This is a genomic window from Paenibacillus silvestris, assembly GCF_009882985.1.
Lineage (GTDB): Bacteria > Bacillota > Bacilli > Paenibacillales > NBRC-103111 > Paenibacillus_E > Paenibacillus_E silvestris.
The window spans coordinates 1-16,914 of the sequence record NZ_WTUZ01000018.1 but is presented as its reverse complement, the minus strand read 5'-3'; the positions used below and the strand labels follow the sequence as shown (position 1 = coordinate 16,914).

25 protein-coding genes and 1 rRNA gene are annotated in these 16,914 nt (G+C 42.9%); 24 read left to right on the top strand and 2 right to left on the bottom strand.

What is annotated here, in order from left to right; translation table 11 throughout:
• The first annotated feature begins 20 nt into the window (after nucleotides 1–20).
• From rpsE to GQF01_RS14645, 20 genes are all read left to right on the top strand, one after another.
• A complete protein-coding gene (rpsE, locus tag GQF01_RS14740; protein WP_029196451.1) occupies nucleotides 21–518 on the top strand; it encodes a 30S ribosomal protein S5 in 498 nt (165 codons plus the stop codon).
• A gap of 11 nt (nucleotides 519–529) precedes the next feature.
• Nucleotides 530–718 carry a 50S ribosomal protein L30 gene (gene rpmD / locus GQF01_RS14735; RefSeq protein WP_079417994.1) on the top strand — a complete coding sequence of 63 codons (189 nt, stop codon included), beginning with the start codon at nucleotides 530–532 and terminating at the stop codon, nucleotides 716–718.
• 36 nt (nucleotides 719–754) lie between these two features.
• Nucleotides 755–1,195: a 50S ribosomal protein L15 gene (gene rplO, locus GQF01_RS14730; protein WP_145669506.1), complete on the top strand. Its 441-nt coding sequence runs from the start codon at nucleotides 755–757 to the stop codon at nucleotides 1,193–1,195.
• Nucleotides 1,195–2,499, top strand: coding sequence for a preprotein translocase subunit SecY (secY, locus tag GQF01_RS14725; protein ID WP_145669508.1), 1,305 nt, complete (start codon nucleotides 1,195–1,197; stop codon nucleotides 2,497–2,499). The genes rplO and secY overlap by 1 nt, the downstream gene beginning before the upstream one ends.
• An 85-nt stretch (nucleotides 2,500–2,584) precedes the next feature.
• On the top strand, nucleotides 2,585–3,235 hold the full coding sequence (locus GQF01_RS14720) for an adenylate kinase (protein ID WP_161407564.1): 651 nt from the start codon (nucleotides 2,585–2,587) through the stop codon (nucleotides 3,233–3,235).
• Nucleotides 3,235–3,987 carry a type I methionyl aminopeptidase gene (map, locus tag GQF01_RS14715; protein WP_145669513.1) on the top strand — a complete coding sequence of 251 codons (753 nt, stop codon included), beginning with the start codon at nucleotides 3,235–3,237 and terminating at the stop codon, nucleotides 3,985–3,987. The genes GQF01_RS14720 and map overlap by 1 nt, the downstream gene beginning before the upstream one ends.
• Before the next feature lie 10 nt (nucleotides 3,988–3,997).
• Nucleotides 3,998–4,303 (top strand): hypothetical protein, encoded by a 306-nt coding sequence (locus GQF01_RS14710; RefSeq protein WP_407945409.1) that lies wholly within the window; start codon nucleotides 3,998–4,000, stop codon nucleotides 4,301–4,303.
• 2 nt (nucleotides 4,304–4,305) lie between these two features.
• Complete coding sequence (gene infA, locus GQF01_RS14705; protein WP_009676800.1) at nucleotides 4,306–4,524, top strand: translation initiation factor IF-1; 219 nt, start codon at nucleotides 4,306–4,308, stop codon at nucleotides 4,522–4,524.
• A gap of 107 nt (nucleotides 4,525–4,631) precedes the next feature.
• Nucleotides 4,632–4,745, top strand: a complete 114-nt coding sequence (rpmJ, locus tag GQF01_RS14700) for a 50S ribosomal protein L36 (RefSeq protein ID WP_145669517.1) — start codon at nucleotides 4,632–4,634, stop codon at nucleotides 4,743–4,745.
• 19 nt (nucleotides 4,746–4,764) lie between these two features.
• Nucleotides 4,765–5,133, top strand: a complete 369-nt coding sequence (rpsM, locus tag GQF01_RS14695) for a 30S ribosomal protein S13 (RefSeq protein ID WP_145669519.1) — start codon at nucleotides 4,765–4,767, stop codon at nucleotides 5,131–5,133.
• Between the two features lie 18 nt (nucleotides 5,134–5,151).
• Nucleotides 5,152–5,547 carry a 30S ribosomal protein S11 gene (rpsK, locus tag GQF01_RS14690; RefSeq protein ID WP_079417968.1) on the top strand — a complete coding sequence of 132 codons (396 nt, stop codon included), beginning with the start codon at nucleotides 5,152–5,154 and terminating at the stop codon, nucleotides 5,545–5,547.
• Nucleotides 5,548–5,673: 126 nt separating this feature from the next.
• Nucleotides 5,674–6,618 (top strand): DNA-directed RNA polymerase subunit alpha, encoded by a 945-nt coding sequence (locus tag GQF01_RS14685; protein ID WP_029196443.1) that lies wholly within the window; start codon nucleotides 5,674–5,676, stop codon nucleotides 6,616–6,618.
• A gap of 24 nt (nucleotides 6,619–6,642) precedes the next feature.
• Complete coding sequence (rplQ, locus tag GQF01_RS14680) at nucleotides 6,643–7,008, top strand: 50S ribosomal protein L17 (protein WP_057304263.1); 366 nt, start codon at nucleotides 6,643–6,645, stop codon at nucleotides 7,006–7,008.
• A gap of 109 nt (nucleotides 7,009–7,117) precedes the next feature.
• Nucleotides 7,118–7,879, top strand: a complete 762-nt coding sequence (gene truA / locus GQF01_RS14675) for a tRNA pseudouridine(38-40) synthase TruA (RefSeq protein ID WP_161407563.1) — start codon at nucleotides 7,118–7,120, stop codon at nucleotides 7,877–7,879.
• 172 nt (nucleotides 7,880–8,051) lie between these two features.
• Entirely contained in the window at nucleotides 8,052–8,489 is a 438-nt protein-coding gene (gene rplM / locus GQF01_RS14670; protein ID WP_127457525.1) for a 50S ribosomal protein L13, read from the top strand.
• Between the two features lie 18 nt (nucleotides 8,490–8,507).
• Nucleotides 8,508–8,900, top strand: coding sequence for a 30S ribosomal protein S9 (gene rpsI / locus GQF01_RS14665; RefSeq protein ID WP_090826682.1), 393 nt, complete (start codon nucleotides 8,508–8,510; stop codon nucleotides 8,898–8,900).
• A 264-nt stretch (nucleotides 8,901–9,164) separates the two neighbouring features.
• Nucleotides 9,165–9,857, top strand: coding sequence for a phosphoadenylyl-sulfate reductase (locus tag GQF01_RS14660; RefSeq protein ID WP_161407562.1), 693 nt, complete (start codon nucleotides 9,165–9,167; stop codon nucleotides 9,855–9,857).
• A gap of 30 nt (nucleotides 9,858–9,887) precedes the next feature.
• Entirely contained in the window at nucleotides 9,888–11,060 is a 1,173-nt protein-coding gene (gene sat, locus GQF01_RS14655) for a sulfate adenylyltransferase (RefSeq protein ID WP_161407561.1), read from the top strand.
• Nucleotides 11,061–11,131: 71 nt separating this feature from the next.
• Complete coding sequence (gene cwlD / locus GQF01_RS14650) at nucleotides 11,132–11,893, top strand: N-acetylmuramoyl-L-alanine amidase CwlD (RefSeq protein WP_161407560.1); 762 nt, start codon at nucleotides 11,132–11,134, stop codon at nucleotides 11,891–11,893.
• 57 nt (nucleotides 11,894–11,950) lie between these two features.
• The gene (locus tag GQF01_RS14645; RefSeq protein WP_161407559.1) at nucleotides 11,951–13,057 is read left to right on the top strand and encodes an Mrp/NBP35 family ATP-binding protein; all 1,107 of its coding nucleotides are present in this window, start codon (nucleotides 11,951–11,953) and stop codon (nucleotides 13,055–13,057) included.
• A gap of 47 nt (nucleotides 13,058–13,104) precedes the next feature.
• On the opposite strand, the gene gerD is transcribed toward GQF01_RS14645, so the two are convergent.
• The gene (gerD, locus tag GQF01_RS14640) at nucleotides 13,105–13,854 is read right to left on the bottom strand and encodes a spore germination lipoprotein GerD (RefSeq protein WP_161407558.1); all 750 of its coding nucleotides are present in this window, start codon (nucleotides 13,852–13,854) and stop codon (nucleotides 13,105–13,107) included.
• A gap of 159 nt (nucleotides 13,855–14,013) precedes the next feature.
• Between gerD and GQF01_RS14635 the strand changes: the two genes are divergently transcribed.
• The gene (locus tag GQF01_RS14635; RefSeq protein ID WP_161407557.1) at nucleotides 14,014–14,610 is read left to right on the top strand and encodes a KinB-signaling pathway activation protein; all 597 of its coding nucleotides are present in this window, start codon (nucleotides 14,014–14,016) and stop codon (nucleotides 14,608–14,610) included.
• A gap of 26 nt (nucleotides 14,611–14,636) precedes the next feature.
• Here the strand turns inward: GQF01_RS14635 and pdaB are convergent, their stop codons facing one another.
• A complete protein-coding gene (gene pdaB, locus GQF01_RS14630; RefSeq protein ID WP_161407556.1) occupies nucleotides 14,637–15,419 on the bottom strand; it encodes a polysaccharide deacetylase family sporulation protein PdaB in 783 nt (260 codons plus the stop codon).
• 111 nt (nucleotides 15,420–15,530) lie between these two features.
• Here pdaB and GQF01_RS14625 point away from each other — a divergent pair, with 111 nt between their 5' ends.
• The 3 genes from GQF01_RS14625 to GQF01_RS14615 all read left to right on the top strand — a co-directional run.
• On the top strand, nucleotides 15,531–16,142 hold the full coding sequence (locus GQF01_RS14625) for a stage II sporulation protein M (RefSeq protein WP_161407555.1): 612 nt from the start codon (nucleotides 15,531–15,533) through the stop codon (nucleotides 16,140–16,142).
• A gap of 155 nt (nucleotides 16,143–16,297) precedes the next feature.
• Complete coding sequence (locus tag GQF01_RS14620; protein ID WP_090826664.1) at nucleotides 16,298–16,528, top strand: hypothetical protein; 231 nt, start codon at nucleotides 16,298–16,300, stop codon at nucleotides 16,526–16,528.
• 300 nt (nucleotides 16,529–16,828) lie between these two features.
• Nucleotides 16,829–16,914, top strand: a 16S ribosomal RNA gene (locus GQF01_RS14615); the annotation flags it as partial.

The following is a 16,914-nucleotide window of genomic DNA, read 5'->3' as shown; positions in this document are numbered from 1 at the left end:
TATATAAGGAGGTAAAAGACTTGCGTGTAGATCCTAATACTTTAGAGCTAACAGAAAAAGTCGTTAATATTAATCGCGTAGCTAAAGTAGTAAAAGGCGGACGTCGTTTCAGCTTCAGCGCACTTGTTGTCGTTGGCGATGGCAATGGCTGGGTTGGCGCAGGAATCGGTAAAGCTTCCGAAGTTCCTGATGCAATCCGTAAAGGTATTGAAGATGCGAAAAAGAACTTGATTCATGTTCCAATCGTAGGCACTTCGATTCCTCATCTTGTAACTGGTAAGTTTGGTGCAGGACGCGTTCTGCTTAAACCAGCTTCCCAAGGTACAGGAGTTATCGCAGGCGGACCAGTTCGTGCAGTACTTGAACTTGCTGGTATCGGCGATATTTTGACAAAATCCCTGGGTTCATCGAACTCTATGAACATGGTTAACGCAACGCTTGAAGGCTTAAGCCGCTTGAAAAAAGCGGAAGAAGTTGCAAAGCTTCGTGGCAAAACTGTTCAAGAGTTACTAGGTTAGGAGGGGTAAACATGGCGAAACAATTACAAATTACCCTAAAACGCAGCCTGATTGGCCGCCCTGAAACGCAACGTGTTACTGTGAAAACTCTTGGTCTGCGCAAGCTGCACCAAACTGTTCTTCATCAAGATAACGCTGCTATCAGAGGTATGGTTAATCAAGTTAGCCATTTGGTAGAAGTTAAAGAAATCGAAGCATAATTGCACGATATATAGATCTAGAGGAGGTGTACAACGATGAAGTTACATGAACTAAGTTCTACTACTGGTGCTCGTAAAACTCGTAAACGTGTTGGACGTGGAACAAGTAGTGGTATGGGTAAAACATCAACTCGCGGACACAAAGGTCAAAACGCACGTTCCGGTGGAGGCGTTCGTCCTGGATTCGAGGGTGGACAAAACCCGTTATACCGTCGTTTACCTAAACGTGGTTTCACGAACCGTTTCCGTACGGAGTACGCAATCGTGAACCTTGAAGATTTGAACAATTTCGCAGCTGGTACTGAAGTTACTCCAGAAGTTTTGATGGAGTCTGGTATTGTAAAAGCTCCTAAAGATGGCATCAAGATTTTAGGAAACGGTGAAATCACAGTAAAATTAACCGTTAAAGCGAATAAGTTCTCTCAATCAGCGATTGAGAAAATCCAAGCTGCCGGCGGTCAAACCGAGGTGATTTAATGTTCAGTACCATAGCCAACATCTTCAAGGTAGAGGATTTACGTAGAAGGATTGTATTTACACTCATCTTGTTAATCGTCTATCGTTTAGGTGCGTTTATCCCTGTGCCTAACATAAATACAGATGTTCTTAAACTTCAAGACCAAGCGAATCAAAGCGATGTCTTTGGCTTGCTTAATACGTTTTCCGGCGGTGCGCTCTTCCAATTCTCCATCTTCGCGATGGGAATTATGCCTTACATCACAGCGTCTATCATCGTTCAGCTTTTGTCCATGGATGTAGTTCCACGCTTTGCGCAATGGGCAAAAGAAGGGGACGTTGGTAGAAAGAAGATGACGCAAGTTACTCGGTACGGTACGATCGTTTTAGGTATTGTGCAAGCTTTTGGTCTATCAATCGGGTTCAATCGCTTATATAGCGGCCTCGTAATTGATCCAGGTTTCGCAACATTTGCTTTGATCGCTATCGTTCTGACTGCTGGTACAGCTTTCTTGATGTGGCTCGGAGAGCAAATCACTGAATTTGGGATTGGCAACGGTATTTCCATTATCATCTTTGCAGGTATCGTCGCGGCGATTCCTACAAGCATACAGCAAATCTACAAATCACTGTTTGCGACCGAAGGAGCTTTGTTCCTGAATATCGTGAAACTGATCATTATTGCTATCGTTGTTGTGCTGATTATCGCTGGTGTCATCTTTGTACAGCAAGGGGTTCGTAAGATCCCTGTACAATATGCTAAGCGTGTAGTTGGTCGTAAAATGTATGGTGGTCAAACTACGCACATTCCACTTAAAGTGAATGCTGCTGGTGTAATCCCAGTTATCTTTGCACTTTCGCTATTAATGTTTCCTCCAACCATTGCAAGTTATTGGAGAGGTAATGTCGTTGCAGAATGGATTATTAACAACTTGAGTATTAACCAAACTGCTCCATTAGCGATTGTCTTATATGTACTGTTGATTGTTGGATTCACATACTTTTATACCTTCGTACAAATTAATCCAGTTCAAATGGCTGATCAGATGAAGAAAAATGGTGGCTACATACCGGGGATCAGACCTGGTAAAACAACTTCTGTTTATCTGACTCGTGTAATGACTAGAATTACTCTTTCTGGAGCTTTGTTTCTCTCAGCAATCTCAATTCTCCCAATGCTTTTCGGAGGTCTTGCAGGCTTGCCAAGTTCGGTTCGGATTGGTGGTACATCTTTACTTATCGTAGTAGGCGTTGGTCTTGAAACGATGAAACAAATCGAGAGCCAATTGATTAAACGGCATTACAAAGGGTTTATCAATAAATAGCAAATAGGTTCTGATGGGGCAAGTTTTGCGACATCGGCACCTATTGTGCTGTTCGTAATGCCGAGTGCGATGGGAGGTTTTAAAGTTGAACGTAATTTTTATGGGGCCTCCTGGTGCAGGCAAAGGTACGCAAGCTGAAAAGATCGTAAGTGAATTTCAAATTCCTCATATTTCAACTGGAGATGCATTTCGCTTGGCGATGAGCCAAGGAACACCACTTGGTGTTGAAGCCAAAGGTTATGTGGATAAGGGGCTTCTTGTTCCTGATGAAATCACGAACGGTATTGTGAGAGAACGTCTTGCTCAACCGGACTGCGATAAAGGTTTCCTGCTTGACGGGTTCCCGAGAACTGTTGCTCAGGCAGATGCTTTGGCTGAAATTGTAGATTCCTTAGGCAAGAAGATTGAGATAGTTATCAATCTTTCCGTTGATCGCAGCTTTTTGCTCGCACGACTAACCGGCCGAAGAATTTGTAAATCCTGTGGTGCTACGTATCATGTAATCTTCAACCCACCAAAGCAAGAAGGCGTATGCGATAAATGTTCAGGTGAGTTGTACCAACGATCTGATGATACGGAAGAGAAAGTCGGAACGCGTTTAGATGAGTACATCAACAAAACCGCTCCGCTACTGGATTACTACCAAAAGAGGGAATTATTGCGTGAGGTTAACGGGGAACAAGACATTCATGCGGTAACCGAACAAATTAGTTCACTGCTACGAGGTCTAGCGTAATGATCATTTGTAAGTCCGAGGTTGAACTAGACCTAATGCGAGAAGCTGGTCGGATCGTAGCCGAGACGCACCGCTTATTGGCAAGGGCAATTCGTCCGAACATTACAACGAAAGAACTTGATCAGATCGCAGAGGAATACATTCGCAGTCAGGGAGCGATTCCATCTTTCAAAGGCTATAATGGTTTTCCTGGAAGCATATGTGCTTCAGTCAACGAAGAATTAGTTCATGGTATTCCTGGTCCAAGAAAGCTGGTTGAGGGTGATATCATCTCAATTGATATCGGCGCTCAGTATAAAGGTTATCATGGAGATTCTGCTTGGACTTATCCTGTCGGTGAGATTTCAGAAACAGCCAAACGTCTGTTAGCTGTAACGGAACAATCACTGTATCGAGGCATAGCAGAAGCTAAACCGGATGCTAGACTCTACACGTTGTCGCATGCAATCCAAACTTGTATTGAAGACGCAGGCTTCTCCGTGGTTATAGAGTATGTCGGTCACGGTATCGGAACGGATCTTCACGAAGAACCACAAATTCCGAATTACGGTGTACCTGACAAGGGTCCTCGTCTCAAACCAGGCATGGTCCTAGCTATTGAACCCATGGTGGTCGTTGGCGAAAGATTTGTCCAAACACTCGAAGACGATTGGACTGTCGTCACTGCGGATCGTACGTTATGCGCTCATTTTGAACATACGGTTGCTATTACGGCAGCTGGTTATGAAATATTAACCTTGCCTAGATCGTAGGTGATATTGAGTGGATAGGTTGATTCCGAAGGTGGGTCAAATCGTAAAGGTGCTTCGCGGCAGAGATCCCGGAGAATATGCGGTCGTGATTGGAATTGTGGATGAACGCTTTGTCTGGCTTGCAGACGGTGTGCATCGTAAATTTGATCAGCCGAAGAAGAAGAACCTGAATCATCTTCAAATACAAGAAACGATTAGTAGTGAAGTGGAGTCAAGCATTAGGGAAACAGGTCGTGTTACTAATGGAAAGTTGCGCTTCGCAATTACCAAATTCGTTGAACTTATGCAAGACGAAGCACAAGAGAAAGGAGAATGACTGTGGCCAAAGAAGATGTAATTGAAGTAGAAGGTACAGTGATTGAACCTCTTCCGAATGCAATGTTTAAGGTTGAATTGGAAAATGGTCATAAAATCCTAGCCCATGTATCCGGTAAAATTAGAATGCACTTTATTCGTATTTTGCCTGGTGACAAGGTTACCGTAGAATTATCGCCTTATGATTTAACGAGAGGCCGTATAACCTACCGTTTTAAATAAATGTTTGGCTTACATGTAAGTTACTCTCTCAAGGCGTATGCTTACGAAGCAAGTTTTCGAACAGAAAACGCAACATGGTTGCTTACGATGAAAAGGAGGGCTTAAAAATGAAAGTTAGACCATCGGTTAAACCGATTTGCGAGAAATGCAAAGTTATCCGCCGTAAAGGTAATGTTATGGTAATTTGTGAAACACCTAAGCACAAACAAAAACAAGGTTAAAAGGAGGTGCAATCTGTAGATGGCACGTTTAGCTGGAGTTGACTTACCTCGTGACAAACGAGTAGTAATCGCGTTGACTTACATTTTCGGTATCGGCACTACAACTGCTCAGAAAATCATTGCTTCAACAGGTATTGACGGCAGTACTCGCGTTCGCGACCTGACTGAAGATGAAGTGAGCAAAATCCGTGATGTAATTGACAAAACCCTTAAAGTAGAAGGCGACCTTCGCCGTGAGATTTCCCTAAACATCAAACGTCTAATCGAAATCGGATCCTACCGTGGTCTTCGTCACCGCCGTGGTCTTCCTGTTCGTGGTCAACGTACTAAAACTAATGCTCGTACACGTAAAGGTCCTCGTCGTACGGTAGCTAATAAGAAGAAATAATAAAGGGGGTTAGAGCTAATGGCAAAACCTAAAAAAGTAGTCCGTACGAAACGTCGTGACCGTAAAAATATTGAGACCGGAGTAGCACATATCCGTTCAACATTTAACAATACGATCGTAACGATCACGGATCCTCATGGCAACGCAATTTCCTGGGCATCTTCAGGAAATCTTGGATTCAAAGGTTCCCGTAAAAGTACTCCTTTTGCGGCACAAATGGCAGCTGAAAAAGCAGCTAAAGCAGCTATGGAACACGGTTTGAAAACTGTTGAAGTTATGGTTAAAGGTCCAGGCGCTGGCCGCGAAGCAGCAATCCGCTCTTTGCAAGCAGCAGGCCTTGAAGTAAACCTGATTAAAGACGTGACTCCGGTTCCTCACAATGGCTGCCGTCCTCCAAAACGTCGTCGCGTATAATTCAGGATTACTTTGTAGTATAATTATCTTAAAAACGTGAATAATGGTTTGAAGGATAGGCATACTATGAAATTTTGAAGCGAAGTATCCAGAGGGAAACGACGTATTGAATGGAGGGTACATTTCATGATCGAAATCGAAAAGCCAAAAATAGAAACTGTAGCTTTAAGTGAAGACGGCGCTTATGGAAGATTTATCATAGAGCCTTTGGAGCGTGGCTATGGTACAACATTAGGTAACTCACTACGTCGTATCTTACTGTCCTCTTTACCCGGGGCTGCAGTAACCTCTGTCCAAATCGATGGCGTTTTGCATGAGTTTTCAACGATTCCTGGCGTGCTTGAGGATGTAACGGAAATTATCCTTAACCTTAAAGGACTTTCGTTGAAAATTCACTCCGACGAGGAGAAAGTGCTTGAAATTGATGCAGAAGGAGAAGGTAATATTACTGCGGCAGATATTCGCGGTGATAGCGATGTGGAGATTCTTAACCCGGATCTGCATATTGCTACCTTATCTCCGGATGCGCGTCTTCACATGAGGATTCATGCGGGCAGAGGACGCGGTTACGTCCAATCGGACAAAAATAAGCATGAAGAGCAACCAATTGGTGTGATTCCAATTGATTCGATCTACACGCCTATTACCCGAGTAAATTACAGTATCGAGAATACTCGCGTCGGCCAAGTGACGAACTATGATAAGTTGACCCTCGAAGTGTGGACCGATGGAAGTATTCGACCAGAAGAAGCAGTAAGCTTGGGCGCCAAAATCTTAACTGAACATCTGAACTTGTTCGTCGGTTTGACGGATGAAGCGAAAGATGCTGAGATTATGGTGGAGAAAGAAGAAGATAAGAAAGAGAAAGTTCTAGAGATGACTATCGAAGAACTGGATCTATCTGTTCGTTCTTACAATTGCCTCAAGCGTGCAGGGATTAACACCGTACAAGAGCTAATTACCAAAACAGAAGAAGACATGATGAAAGTTCGGAACTTAGGTCGCAAATCTCTTGAAGAAGTTCAAGAAAAGCTCGAAGAGCTTGGTTTGGGGCTTCGTACCGAGGAATAGTCTTGTCAGAAGGAGGTTAATTCAATGAACTACAGGAAGTTGAACCGCGATTCCAGTAATCGTAAAGCATTATTCCGTGATCTGGTTACAGATTTGTTCATACATGAACGTATTCAAACTACAGAAGCAAAAGCAAAAGAAATTCGTTCCATCGCTGAGAAGTTAATCACTCTTGCGAAACGCGGAGATCTTCATGCACGCCGTCAGGTTGCTGCTTTTGTTCGTAGAGAAGCTGCTAACGAAAATCAAGATGCGATTCAAAAACTTTTCTCCGATTTGGCTACTCGTTACTCCGAGCGTCCAGGTGGATACACGCGTATCCTTAAACTGGGACCACGCCGCGGTGACGCAGCACCAATGGTATACCTAGAGCTAGTAGATCGCGCATAAGACGGATGGGAAAGGGTGGACGGAATCATAGATTCTGGTGAAGCCCTTTTTTTGCAGTCTTTTACCTGATCTATAGGGGTAGGAAGGATGACTCATGGAGGAACAAGCCTTGAGAAATCTACGGTTTACCATAAGTTATGATGGTACAGCATATTCAGGCTTTCAGATTCAACCTAAGGCGGATACAATCCAGCAACGGTTAGAAGAGGCTGTATATCTGTTGACTGGTGAGCAAGTGAAAGTGGCTTCATCTGGGCGCACGGACGCGGGTGTTCACGCAAAGGCGCAAGTTATTAATTTTACCACGAACTCCAAGATACCTGTGGAACGGTGGTGTTTAGCATTAAACGCTAGACTGCCCAAGGACATCGTCGCTCATACAGCGGAGGAGGTTCCCCTTTCTTTTCACTCCCGCAAAGCTGCGAAACGCAAGACATACTGTTATACGATTCGCGCGGTGCGCTTCCCTGATGTCTTTCACCGCAATTATGAATACCATCACCCTACGCATTTAAATGTGGAAGCCATTAGAGAGGCGCTCCCTTGCTTGCTAGGAGAGCATGATTTCACTTCGTTTTGCACGGTGAGAACGGATAAGGAAGTTAAAGTGAGAACCCTCTACGAGGCTCGTATGGTGCTTGAAACCGATGAGTTGACCGGCGGGGGTCAGATTGAGAGGATTCGGATCATTGTTAGCGGGAACGGTTTCCTGTATAACATGGTTAGAATCATTGTAGGGACCCTAATTCAAATAGGTGAAGGTAAGAGACCAAGCAGCGATATGCAGCGCATTCTCGAAGCCAGAAACCGGGCTGAAGCAGGACCTACTGCCGAAGCGATGGGCTTAATGTTATGGAAAGTTGACTATTAAAAAAGTTGAAACATGACTTGCTTCTTCACTAGGTTTCGTGTAAAATATAACTTGGCGTTTCGTGATCGGCTACCCCACAGCCCCTGATCCTTAACTGCTACAACCATCCATCGTATATGTAAGTTAACTATAATAATTATGTAATTGAGATATATTTTTAGGAGGATTCAGCATGCGCACGACATATATGGCGAAGCCAAATGAAGTAGAGCGTAAATGGTACATTGTTGACGCTGCAGGCCAAACACTTGGCCGTCTTGCAAGTGAAGTTGCTAGCATTATCCGCGGTAAGCACAAACCGGAGTTTACTCCACACGTAGATACTGGTGATTTCGTAGTTGTTATCAATGCTTCCCAAATTAAGCTTACTGGTAAAAAAATGCAAAATAAAATGTACTACCGTCACTCTTTGTACCAAGGTGGTTTGAAAGTGACTTCCGCTCAGGACTTGCTTAACAGCAAACCTGATCGTATGATCGAATTTGCCGTACACGGTATGCTTCCTAAGAACCGTCTTGGCGACAGCTTGAAAACTAAGCTTAAAGTTTACGGTGGAGCAGAACACCCACATCTAGCACAACAACCAGAAGTTTGGAATCTTCGCGGTTAATATAAGGAGGAACGTTTCGTGGCACAAGTTCAATATTATGGAACGGGTCGTCGTAAACATTCGGTAGCGCGTGTGCGCCTTGTACCGGGTGAAGGACGCATCATTATCAACAAACGTGATCTAGATGAGTATTTCGGTCTAGAAACTTTGAAACTTATCGTTAAACAACCATTGGCATTAACAGAAACAGTCGGTAAATACGATGTTTTGGTTCTTGCAAATGGTGGTGGAATCAGCGGACAAGCTGGAGCAATCCGTCACGGTATCTCCCGCGCTTTGTTGAAAGCTGATCCTGAGTACCGTGGTTCTTTGAAAAAAGCTGGATTCCTAACTCGTGATTCCCGTATGAAAGAACGTAAAAAATATGGATTGAAAGCCGCTCGTCGCGCTCCTCAATTCTCCAAACGTTAAGATCTTGCGCCTCGGCGCTACAAAGAAACCTTTCTGGCTATATGCTGGAGAGGTTTTTTTTATCTATATATGGGTTTTATCGTTTTCGTTGAAAAGTATTCTCATTTATCTCTCGAGTGCGACATGAATTTAATTTAAATGTACAAAACCGGTTAAGTTAATACCAAAATGGCAAAAAGTCATTGACAGGAGGATTAACTAAGCTATAATTGAGTATAAATCATACAATAACACTCGGAATTAAATGATGGAGGTCATATACCAATGAATCTTTTCGAAAAAGAAGCCTTTGTTACGAAAGCTGCTGAAGAATATGAGAATCAGTCTGCGGAAGCCGTTTTGAAGTTAGCTGTCGAAACATTCCCTCGTTTAACACTCGCATGTAGTTTTGGCGCTGAAGACGTTGTGCTTGTTGATATGCTGCAAAAAATTAATCCAAACGTAGATATTTTCTACTTGGACACGAATGTCCATTTTCCAGAAACTTATGAAACTAGAGATCGTCTAGAGCAACATTACGGTACTAAGTTTGTTCAAGTGCTGCCGAAACTTACTCTTGAAGAACAGGCGGAGAAATTTGGCGATGAGCTTTGGAAAAGCGATGCTAATCACTGCTGCAATATTCGGAAAGTCGATCCGCTCACAGATATTCTTGGAAACTATGACGCTTGGATTACCGGGATCCGCCGCGATCAAGCTCCGACTCGTGCCAATGCTAAAAAAGTAGAATATGACGTGAAATTTGGTCTAATTAAGTTTAACCCATTGGCTGACTGGACGTCAGAAGATGTATGGAATTACATTCGTGAGAATAATGTAATATATAATCCGCTACATGACCGTAACTATCCAAGCATCGGCTGCACGCATTGCACACGCCAAGTAGCTGAAGGTGAAGATCCGCGCGCAGGGCGTTGGGCAAGTATCGAGAAAACGGAGTGCGGACTCCACAAATAAGAATAGTTTATTGATGGGGGGACTACGTCAATGACGGGGATCAAACCACATGGTGGCGAATTAATTAACCGCTTGGTATCGGCAGAGCAAAGAGATGAACTGCTCAAACATGCTGCATCCTTGAAACAAATTCGTGTAAACTCATGGACCATTTCTGACCTTGATCTTATTGCAGTAGGTGCATTCTCCCCACTAATCGGTTTTCTTGATGAAGCAAATTACAAAACAGTTGTAGAAACTATGCGCCTAGCAGACGGTACGGTTTGGAGTATTCCAATTACACTGTCTATTCCCCCGGAAGTTGCAGCATCAATTACACTTGGTGAGCAAGTGTTGCTTGTTGGCGAAGAAGATGGTGTAGCTTATGCCATTTTAGAAACGACTAGCATCTACAATGTTGACCATGCGAATGAAGCAGTTAAAGTTTTTAAAACTAATGATATGGCGCACCCAGGTGTAGATAAGTTATTCTCACGTTCTTCTACCAATATCGGTGGATCGATTCAGATGCTGAGCCGTCCTAAGCCGAAGAAGTTCGAAGAATTCTACTTTGATCCATCAGAAACGCGTCGTATTTTTGCTGAGAAGGGCTGGAAAACGGTTGTAGGCTTCCAAACCCGTAATCCGGTGCATCGCGCGCATGAATACATTCAAAAATCAGCCATGGAGATCGTGGATGCTCTCTTTCTCAACCCGCTTGTTGGTGAAACCAAATCCGATGATATTTCCGCTGATGTCCGCATGAAAAGCTACCTTGTTCTACTTGATAACTACTATCCGGAGGATCGTAGGTTCCTCGGTGTTTATCCGGCAGCTATGCGTTACGCAGGGCCCCGTGAGGCGATTCTGCACGCTATAGTACGTAGAAACTATGGATGTACTCATTTCATCGTAGGACGCGACCACGCGGGCGTAGGCGACTACTACGGTACGTATGAAGCACAAGAGATTTTCAGTGATTTTACAGCAGATGAAATAGGGATCATTCCTTTATTTTTTGAGCACAGCTTCTTCTGTACCAAATGCGGAAACATGGCCTCTAGCAAAACATGTCCTCATGATAAGTCACATCACATGCATCTCTCTGGCACAAAAGTACGCGGCCTTCTCAGAGATGGTCAATGCCCGCCACCAGAGTTTACTCGTCCAGAGGTTGCTCAAGTTTTGATAGAAGGGCTTAGAGATCCTGATTATCAAGTATAAGCAAGGTATATTTGTCCACCCTGTCCCATATAGATGATACAGAGTCTATGGGGAACAGAGGTGGATTTTTTATGCGCAAAAGAAAGAAGCGGTTGGTCGTCTGGCTGACTTTTCACAGTAGCCTCAAGCTAGTACTTTCGACTTTACTGGTAGCACTCGTGGTCTTTATCTATGCTTATGAGCTTCCGGCGACGAAAACGTGGTCAGATTGGACTTTACCGTTATCAGGTAAAACCATTGCTCTAGATGCCGGTCATGGTGGCCCAGACGGTGGAGCTTCGAGTAAAGAGGGCGTGATTGAGAAAGATATCAATTTGGCCATTACTTTGCAATTACGTGACTACTTACAACAAGCAGGGGCGCTCGTTGTAATGACCAGAGAAACGGATACAGATCTTGCCGATCCAGGTACGAAAGGGTACAGCAAAAGAAAAACAGAAGATCTTCACAATCGCGCGGATATGATAAATGAGAAAAATGCAGATATGTTTCTGAGTGTTCATTTAAATAGTATTCCTTCTCCCAGATGGAAAGGGGCACAAACGTTCTACTATACGAATAATCCCAATAACTCCAATCTAGCTACACTAATTCAGCTTGAACTAAAAAGAAATTTGGAGAACACGGATCGTATTGCCAAGCCAGCTGACAAAACCGTTTACCTCTTAAAGACATTAAAGATCCCTAGTGCACTTATAGAAGTAGGTTTTCTATCTAATCCGGATGAAGCAAGACTGCTTGCTGATGAGAAATATCAAAGAATGGTCGCGGCAGCCATTTATCAGGGTGTTCTAAGATTTTATGCCGGTGAGAAAGTGGGATCTGAGTCATAATGTGTTATAATAAAGGCCACTAATATAATTACGATCTCTTAAAAAAGGTGAGTGGCTATGATAAATAAAGAGCAGCTATTAGAAGCTTTGAAACCTCTGCAAGAGCCTCGATATAACAAAAGTGTTGTCGAGCTGAACTTGGTTCGGGATATTTTAATAAAAGAAGAGAGTGTCTCGCTAAGCTTGATTGTTGCAACAGAAGATGAAGCTTTCAAAGAGACAGCGAAGAACTTTACTCGTGAAGCTATAGAGAAGCTAGGGGCAGCACAGGTACATATTCGGTTTAGATTGATGACGGATTATGAGCGAAATCAGATTGAAGAGCTGTATAAACCAACCTCTAGTACTTCAGATGTGCCTAAGGAGACTAAACCCGTACAACCCCCTATTGATCAGCCAATATTGGGTGAGGCTTCCAAGGTGCAATTTATCGCTGTAGCAAGTGGTAAGGGTGGCGTTGGTAAGTCCACAGTGACCGTTAATTTAGCTGTTGCCTTGGCCCGCCAAGGGAAAAAGGTAGGTATCATCGATGCGGATATTTACGGCTTCAGCATCCCGGATATGATGGGCATTGAAGAACAGCCTAAGATTGTCGATAATGTCATCCTGCCGGTAGAGAAATTCGGTGTCAAAGTTATTTCTATGGGGTTCTTTGTTCAAGATAATGCGCCAGTTATTTGGCGTGGACCGATGCTTGGCAAGATGCTGCGTAATTTCTTCAACGAAGTGAATTGGGGGGATGTTGAATATATCCTTCTTGATCTTCCTCCAGGTACAGGGGATGTTGCACTTGATGTGCATCAGCTAATTCCTCAAAGTAAAGAAGTGATCGTTACTACACCACATGCTACGGCGGCTTTTGTAGCGGCTAGAGCAGGCGCAATGGCGATTCAAACGAACCATGAGGTACTAGGGATTGTTGAGAATATGTCCTACTATGAGTGCAAAGATTGCGGCAGCAAAGATTATGTATTTGGAAAAGGTGGAGGGGCTAGGTTGGCGGATGATCTGCACAGTGAATTATTAGCGCAGATACCACTAGGAGCTCCTGATAATCATATTTCAGAAATTGATTACTCACCATCGGTATATAAGCAAGACTCTAAAACTGGTCAGATCTATCTGGATATGGCCGCGAACATCATTGCGAAATTAGAAAAGTAATAAAAAGGGCTTGCGGAGAATCGTCTCCGTTAGCCCTTTTTGTCATCTTACTGCGAATCAGATGAACCGGATTCCTTTTTCTTCTTATCCGAATCTCCGGAATCGCTCTTCTCATCCTTCTGTTTCTCGTCTCCACTGCCCTTATCTTTGCTATCCCCGCCACTGTCATCTTTCTTTTTAGCTTCTTTTGCTGTAGGCATTTCTTCAGGCTTGCTCTGTTGTGCAATAGCGGATTTAAGTAAATCAACCATATGTGCGCGGAAAAGAGGGCTCTGAATCGACTCCTCCATCACGGTCATCATCTGCTGGCGATAGGCTGCCGTTTTCATGACATCGAGCATCATTTTCTCGTAGTCAGGATTTTTCATCACATCGACAAGTGATTTTTGATATTCTGGATCTTTTAACAATTCTTTGAACATTTGTTTCGTTTCTTTTTGGATAGCTTTTGCAAAATCTCCTGCAAATTTCGGATCCTTCATCATATCGGTGAGGAACATATTATTTTCTTTTGCTGTTAGGACATCTTTTACAGCCATTTGCAATTGCAAGGATTCGTTGGCGGAAAGTAGTTTGATTTGAGATTGACCGGCTATGCCTGTCGTTCCTACATCACCATTCATTATGCTGCGATTTGCCGCGCTGATTGCTTTCTTACCGTCTTCTGACTTTAGAATATCGAGGATCATTGTCTTTTGTTCTTTATACGTACCTGCTTGTGATTGACCTTGCGATGATTTATCAGTCCCACACGAAGAAAGAAGTAAAGCGATAGTAATGAGCGGCAGAACCATCATCGGGCTTAACCTTCTTATTATCATGAGAAAAAGCTCCCTTCCCTAGCTTAGTAATGTTAGTATGCGTGGTTAGGGATAGATTATAAGGGCAAATCATTGGCTTTTTATCTCAATCGTTGGTACAATTAACAATTAGAGTCTATGATGGAGGGAATGCACGTGACGCTTCGCAAATGGTTTCATTTATTTTGGACAACACTATTATTAGGGATGATTGTATCTATAGGAATTGGGTTAAGTCTACAATTTACCGACAAAGAATTTTCTGTGATGGGGCTGTCAGCCGTAGGCTTTAATGTGGTAAATATGCTGCTTGGGGGAGCGACGATTAGCGTCCTAAGTCAAATGGGCTTTTTCGCCTATCTGATTGTCAGATTTATTGCCGCGGGGATTATTAAATCCAAGACCGTGTGGGACCTTTTACAACTTACGATTGTCATTGTTGTATTGATTGACCTTGTGTATCTCAGAGTGACGAACTTTGAAGGAAGTAGTTCTGTATTAAGTTACTCCGTATTGCCGCTAATCATACTGATCATTTCGCTCGGGGTTGCTTACTGGAAAGTCAAATTAACGAATCGAAACGCCTTTATTCCAACTTTGTTCTTTATGTGCGCAGTATCCGTGCTTGAAGCTGTTCCCGCGCTAAAATTAGACAATGCAGCCTCCAGCTTCTTCATGTTAGCTCCACTTATGGTTTGTAATGCATGGCAAATTCTGATTTTACATAAAATATTAGAAAACAAAAAGAGCTAATTAAATTAGCTCTTTTTTTGTAGAGATTAATTGAGTTGTTTCATCGTTCTGTCTTCGACTGGGGTTGTTTGAACTTCAGTTTGTTTAATTAATGCGCTAACCGTGACGAATTCATAACCTTTAGCTCTCAATTGATCGATGATAACGGGTAAGGCCTCATGGGTTTGTTGGGAAGAATCACTAGCATGCAGTAAAACAATATCTCCAGGATGTGCCTTAGTAATAACGCGGCTAATAATCGTATCGACACCTTTGTTGAGCCAGTCCTGGGAATCCGTATCCCATTGAATAACGGAATAACCTAAATCATTAGCGATTCGGAGCACACGCTTGTCGAAATCCCCGTTGGGCATCCGGATGAGGTTGGGCTCTTTTCCGATTAATTCCGTCAATATACCATGCGCTGTCGATATTTGTTTGCGTATTTCTTCGTCGCTAAGAGTGCTGTAATTATCATGTTTGTTTCCGTGACTACCGATTTCGAATCCATCTTTCTTGATTTGCTCCACGATCTCTGGATGACTTTTACTCCAAGGCGAGGAGAGGAAGAAGGTTGCGTCTTTTACCCCTTTATCCTTAAGAATGTTCAGAATCGGTTCTGCTCGTTTCTCTCCCCAGGAAATATCGAAGGTTAGCGCAATAACCTTTTTCTCTGTCTGCACGCTATAAATCGCCGAAGGCTCAGCATTAGAAAAGACAGACACGTTGCTTTGCTCCGAATAGACAATAGCTGCGGCGAATACGATGGCAAGAGCAATAAATACATATTGTTTCAATTTTCTAGCATTTAGTACAAAGAAATAGTTCATTAACAGCCTGTACCTCCTTATGCCCTACAAACGGTAAGGCTTGTATACTCTTTAATAAATAATGTATGCTCGTACACAGTACTTATGCTTCCGAAATTGGAGGAAATCAGAATGACATTTAAACCGTTATTGCAGCATTTTAAAGAAATGAAGCACTACTTCATTGTCGTAGTTTTAGTGTTTGGTGTAAGTTTTTACTTAGGGTGGGCTAACTCTGAGCAATTTTCACACTTTCTGAAAGATCAGCTAGAAGGGCTTAAGTCGCTTAGCCAATCGCTCAGCAATAAAGATAATCCACAGATGTGGTTTTTCTTTATCATTTTCCTGAATAATGCCGTCAAATCTGTGGCCATTATCTTTTTGGGACTACCTTTAGGCATATTGCCGCTCTTCATGTTAGTAGCAAATGGTATGATTCTAGGTTATGTGTTATCTCTGCAAACGCATGAAAGCACCTTGTCAATTGTACTCAAAGGTATTCTTCCGCATGGAATCATCGAAATACCCGTTATCCTGCTAGCCTGCGCTTATGGGCTTAAATTAGGCATGTTGGTTTGGAAAAGTGCTGCGCAGATATTTGTTCCTGTTGCTAATAGAACGGCCAGTGCAGAACTTAAAAAAGTACTAACCTTAACCAAACCTCTTATTGTTATCATCGTCGTTCTTTTGCTGCTCGCGGCAATCATTGAGAGTACACTAACCTACTGGTTGGTGCATCTGTAAAATATTTTCAGAAGCCTGTCATAAAAATGGCAAAATCTGAGCATAACAGTAAAGCAGTAGGGTGGCGGGCAAACGAAGGTTGTAGTTGGCCGCTTCTTTCGATTCTACTGTTAGTGCCATTGATCTCTACAGTCGAGAGGGGTTTGGATGGATGTATGCTCGGATTCTTGTTCAATGATCGGGAATGCAGAGAATTAGATTATGTACTGCGCAAAGAATTAGATGAAATGCTATTTGATTTAAACGACAAAAGAATCGATCAAGAAATTAAAGGGGCCATAGAATCCAGATATAAAGTTATCTTCAGGATGTATGCTCGTTTAGCGACTCCCAAAGAAATTTCGAAATATGCAAGAAACCGCAACTATCAAGCTCAAAAAAAATAGGGGGTACGTTCTTGACTTACCCTCTTCTTATGTGTTATTTTATATCTCGCCCCTTAAAAATAAGGACAAGCAAGTCGGACAGCAAATAACTCAAAATGTTATTAGAAAAAAAGACTTGCAATGTTATGGGCGAATGTGGTATATTTAAAAAGTCGCCGCTAAACAGATGGCGAAGATGAATGAAAGAAATTGATCTTTGAAAACTGAACAACGAGTGAGTAAGCACGGACGAGAAATCGTTCAAAAATAGAGATTATTTTAATCTCGCTAGCAAGTCAATGAGTACAATTAAGCTTTTCTACAATGGAGAGTTTGATCCTGGCTCAGGACGAACGCTGGCGGCGTGCCTAATACATGCAAGTCGAGCGGAGCACTTCGGTGCTTAG

What these genes read in the sequence shown, in the direction of transcription:
- rplO (WP_145669506.1), top strand. Translation starts at nt 755, where the DNA reads ATGAAGTTACATGAACTAAGTTCTACTACTGGTGCTCGTAAAACTCGT.
- pdaB (WP_161407556.1), bottom strand. Translation starts at nt 15,419, where the DNA reads ATGAACTATTTCTTTGTACTAAATGCTAGAAAATTGAAACAATATGTA.
- GQF01_RS14645 (WP_161407559.1), top strand. Translation starts at nt 11,951, where the DNA reads ATGATAAATAAAGAGCAGCTATTAGAAGCTTTGAAACCTCTGCAAGAG.
- rpsK (WP_079417968.1), top strand. Translation starts at nt 5,152, where the DNA reads ATGGCAAAACCTAAAAAAGTAGTCCGTACGAAACGTCGTGACCGTAAA.
- cwlD (WP_161407560.1), top strand. Translation starts at nt 11,132, where the DNA reads ATGCGCAAAAGAAAGAAGCGGTTGGTCGTCTGGCTGACTTTTCACAGT.
- GQF01_RS14620 (WP_090826664.1), top strand. Translation starts at nt 16,298, where the DNA reads ATGCTCGGATTCTTGTTCAATGATCGGGAATGCAGAGAATTAGATTAT.
- gerD (WP_161407558.1), bottom strand. Translation starts at nt 13,854, where the DNA reads ATGATGGTTCTGCCGCTCATTACTATCGCTTTACTTCTTTCTTCGTGT.
- map (WP_145669513.1), top strand. Translation starts at nt 3,235, where the DNA reads ATGATCATTTGTAAGTCCGAGGTTGAACTAGACCTAATGCGAGAAGCT.
- GQF01_RS14625 (WP_161407555.1), top strand. Translation starts at nt 15,531, where the DNA reads ATGACATTTAAACCGTTATTGCAGCATTTTAAAGAAATGAAGCACTAC.
- sat (WP_161407561.1), top strand. Translation starts at nt 9,888, where the DNA reads ATGACGGGGATCAAACCACATGGTGGCGAATTAATTAACCGCTTGGTA.
- GQF01_RS14660 (WP_161407562.1), top strand. Translation starts at nt 9,165, where the DNA reads ATGAATCTTTTCGAAAAAGAAGCCTTTGTTACGAAAGCTGCTGAAGAA.
- rpmJ (WP_145669517.1), top strand. Translation starts at nt 4,632, where the DNA reads ATGAAAGTTAGACCATCGGTTAAACCGATTTGCGAGAAATGCAAAGTT.
- rpmD (WP_079417994.1), top strand. Translation starts at nt 530, where the DNA reads ATGGCGAAACAATTACAAATTACCCTAAAACGCAGCCTGATTGGCCGC.
- secY (WP_145669508.1), top strand. Translation starts at nt 1,195, where the DNA reads ATGTTCAGTACCATAGCCAACATCTTCAAGGTAGAGGATTTACGTAGA.
- rplM (WP_127457525.1), top strand. Translation starts at nt 8,052, where the DNA reads ATGCGCACGACATATATGGCGAAGCCAAATGAAGTAGAGCGTAAATGG.
- GQF01_RS14685 (WP_029196443.1), top strand. Translation starts at nt 5,674, where the DNA reads ATGATCGAAATCGAAAAGCCAAAAATAGAAACTGTAGCTTTAAGTGAA.
- rplQ (WP_057304263.1), top strand. Translation starts at nt 6,643, where the DNA reads ATGAACTACAGGAAGTTGAACCGCGATTCCAGTAATCGTAAAGCATTA.
- rpsM (WP_145669519.1), top strand. Translation starts at nt 4,765, where the DNA reads ATGGCACGTTTAGCTGGAGTTGACTTACCTCGTGACAAACGAGTAGTA.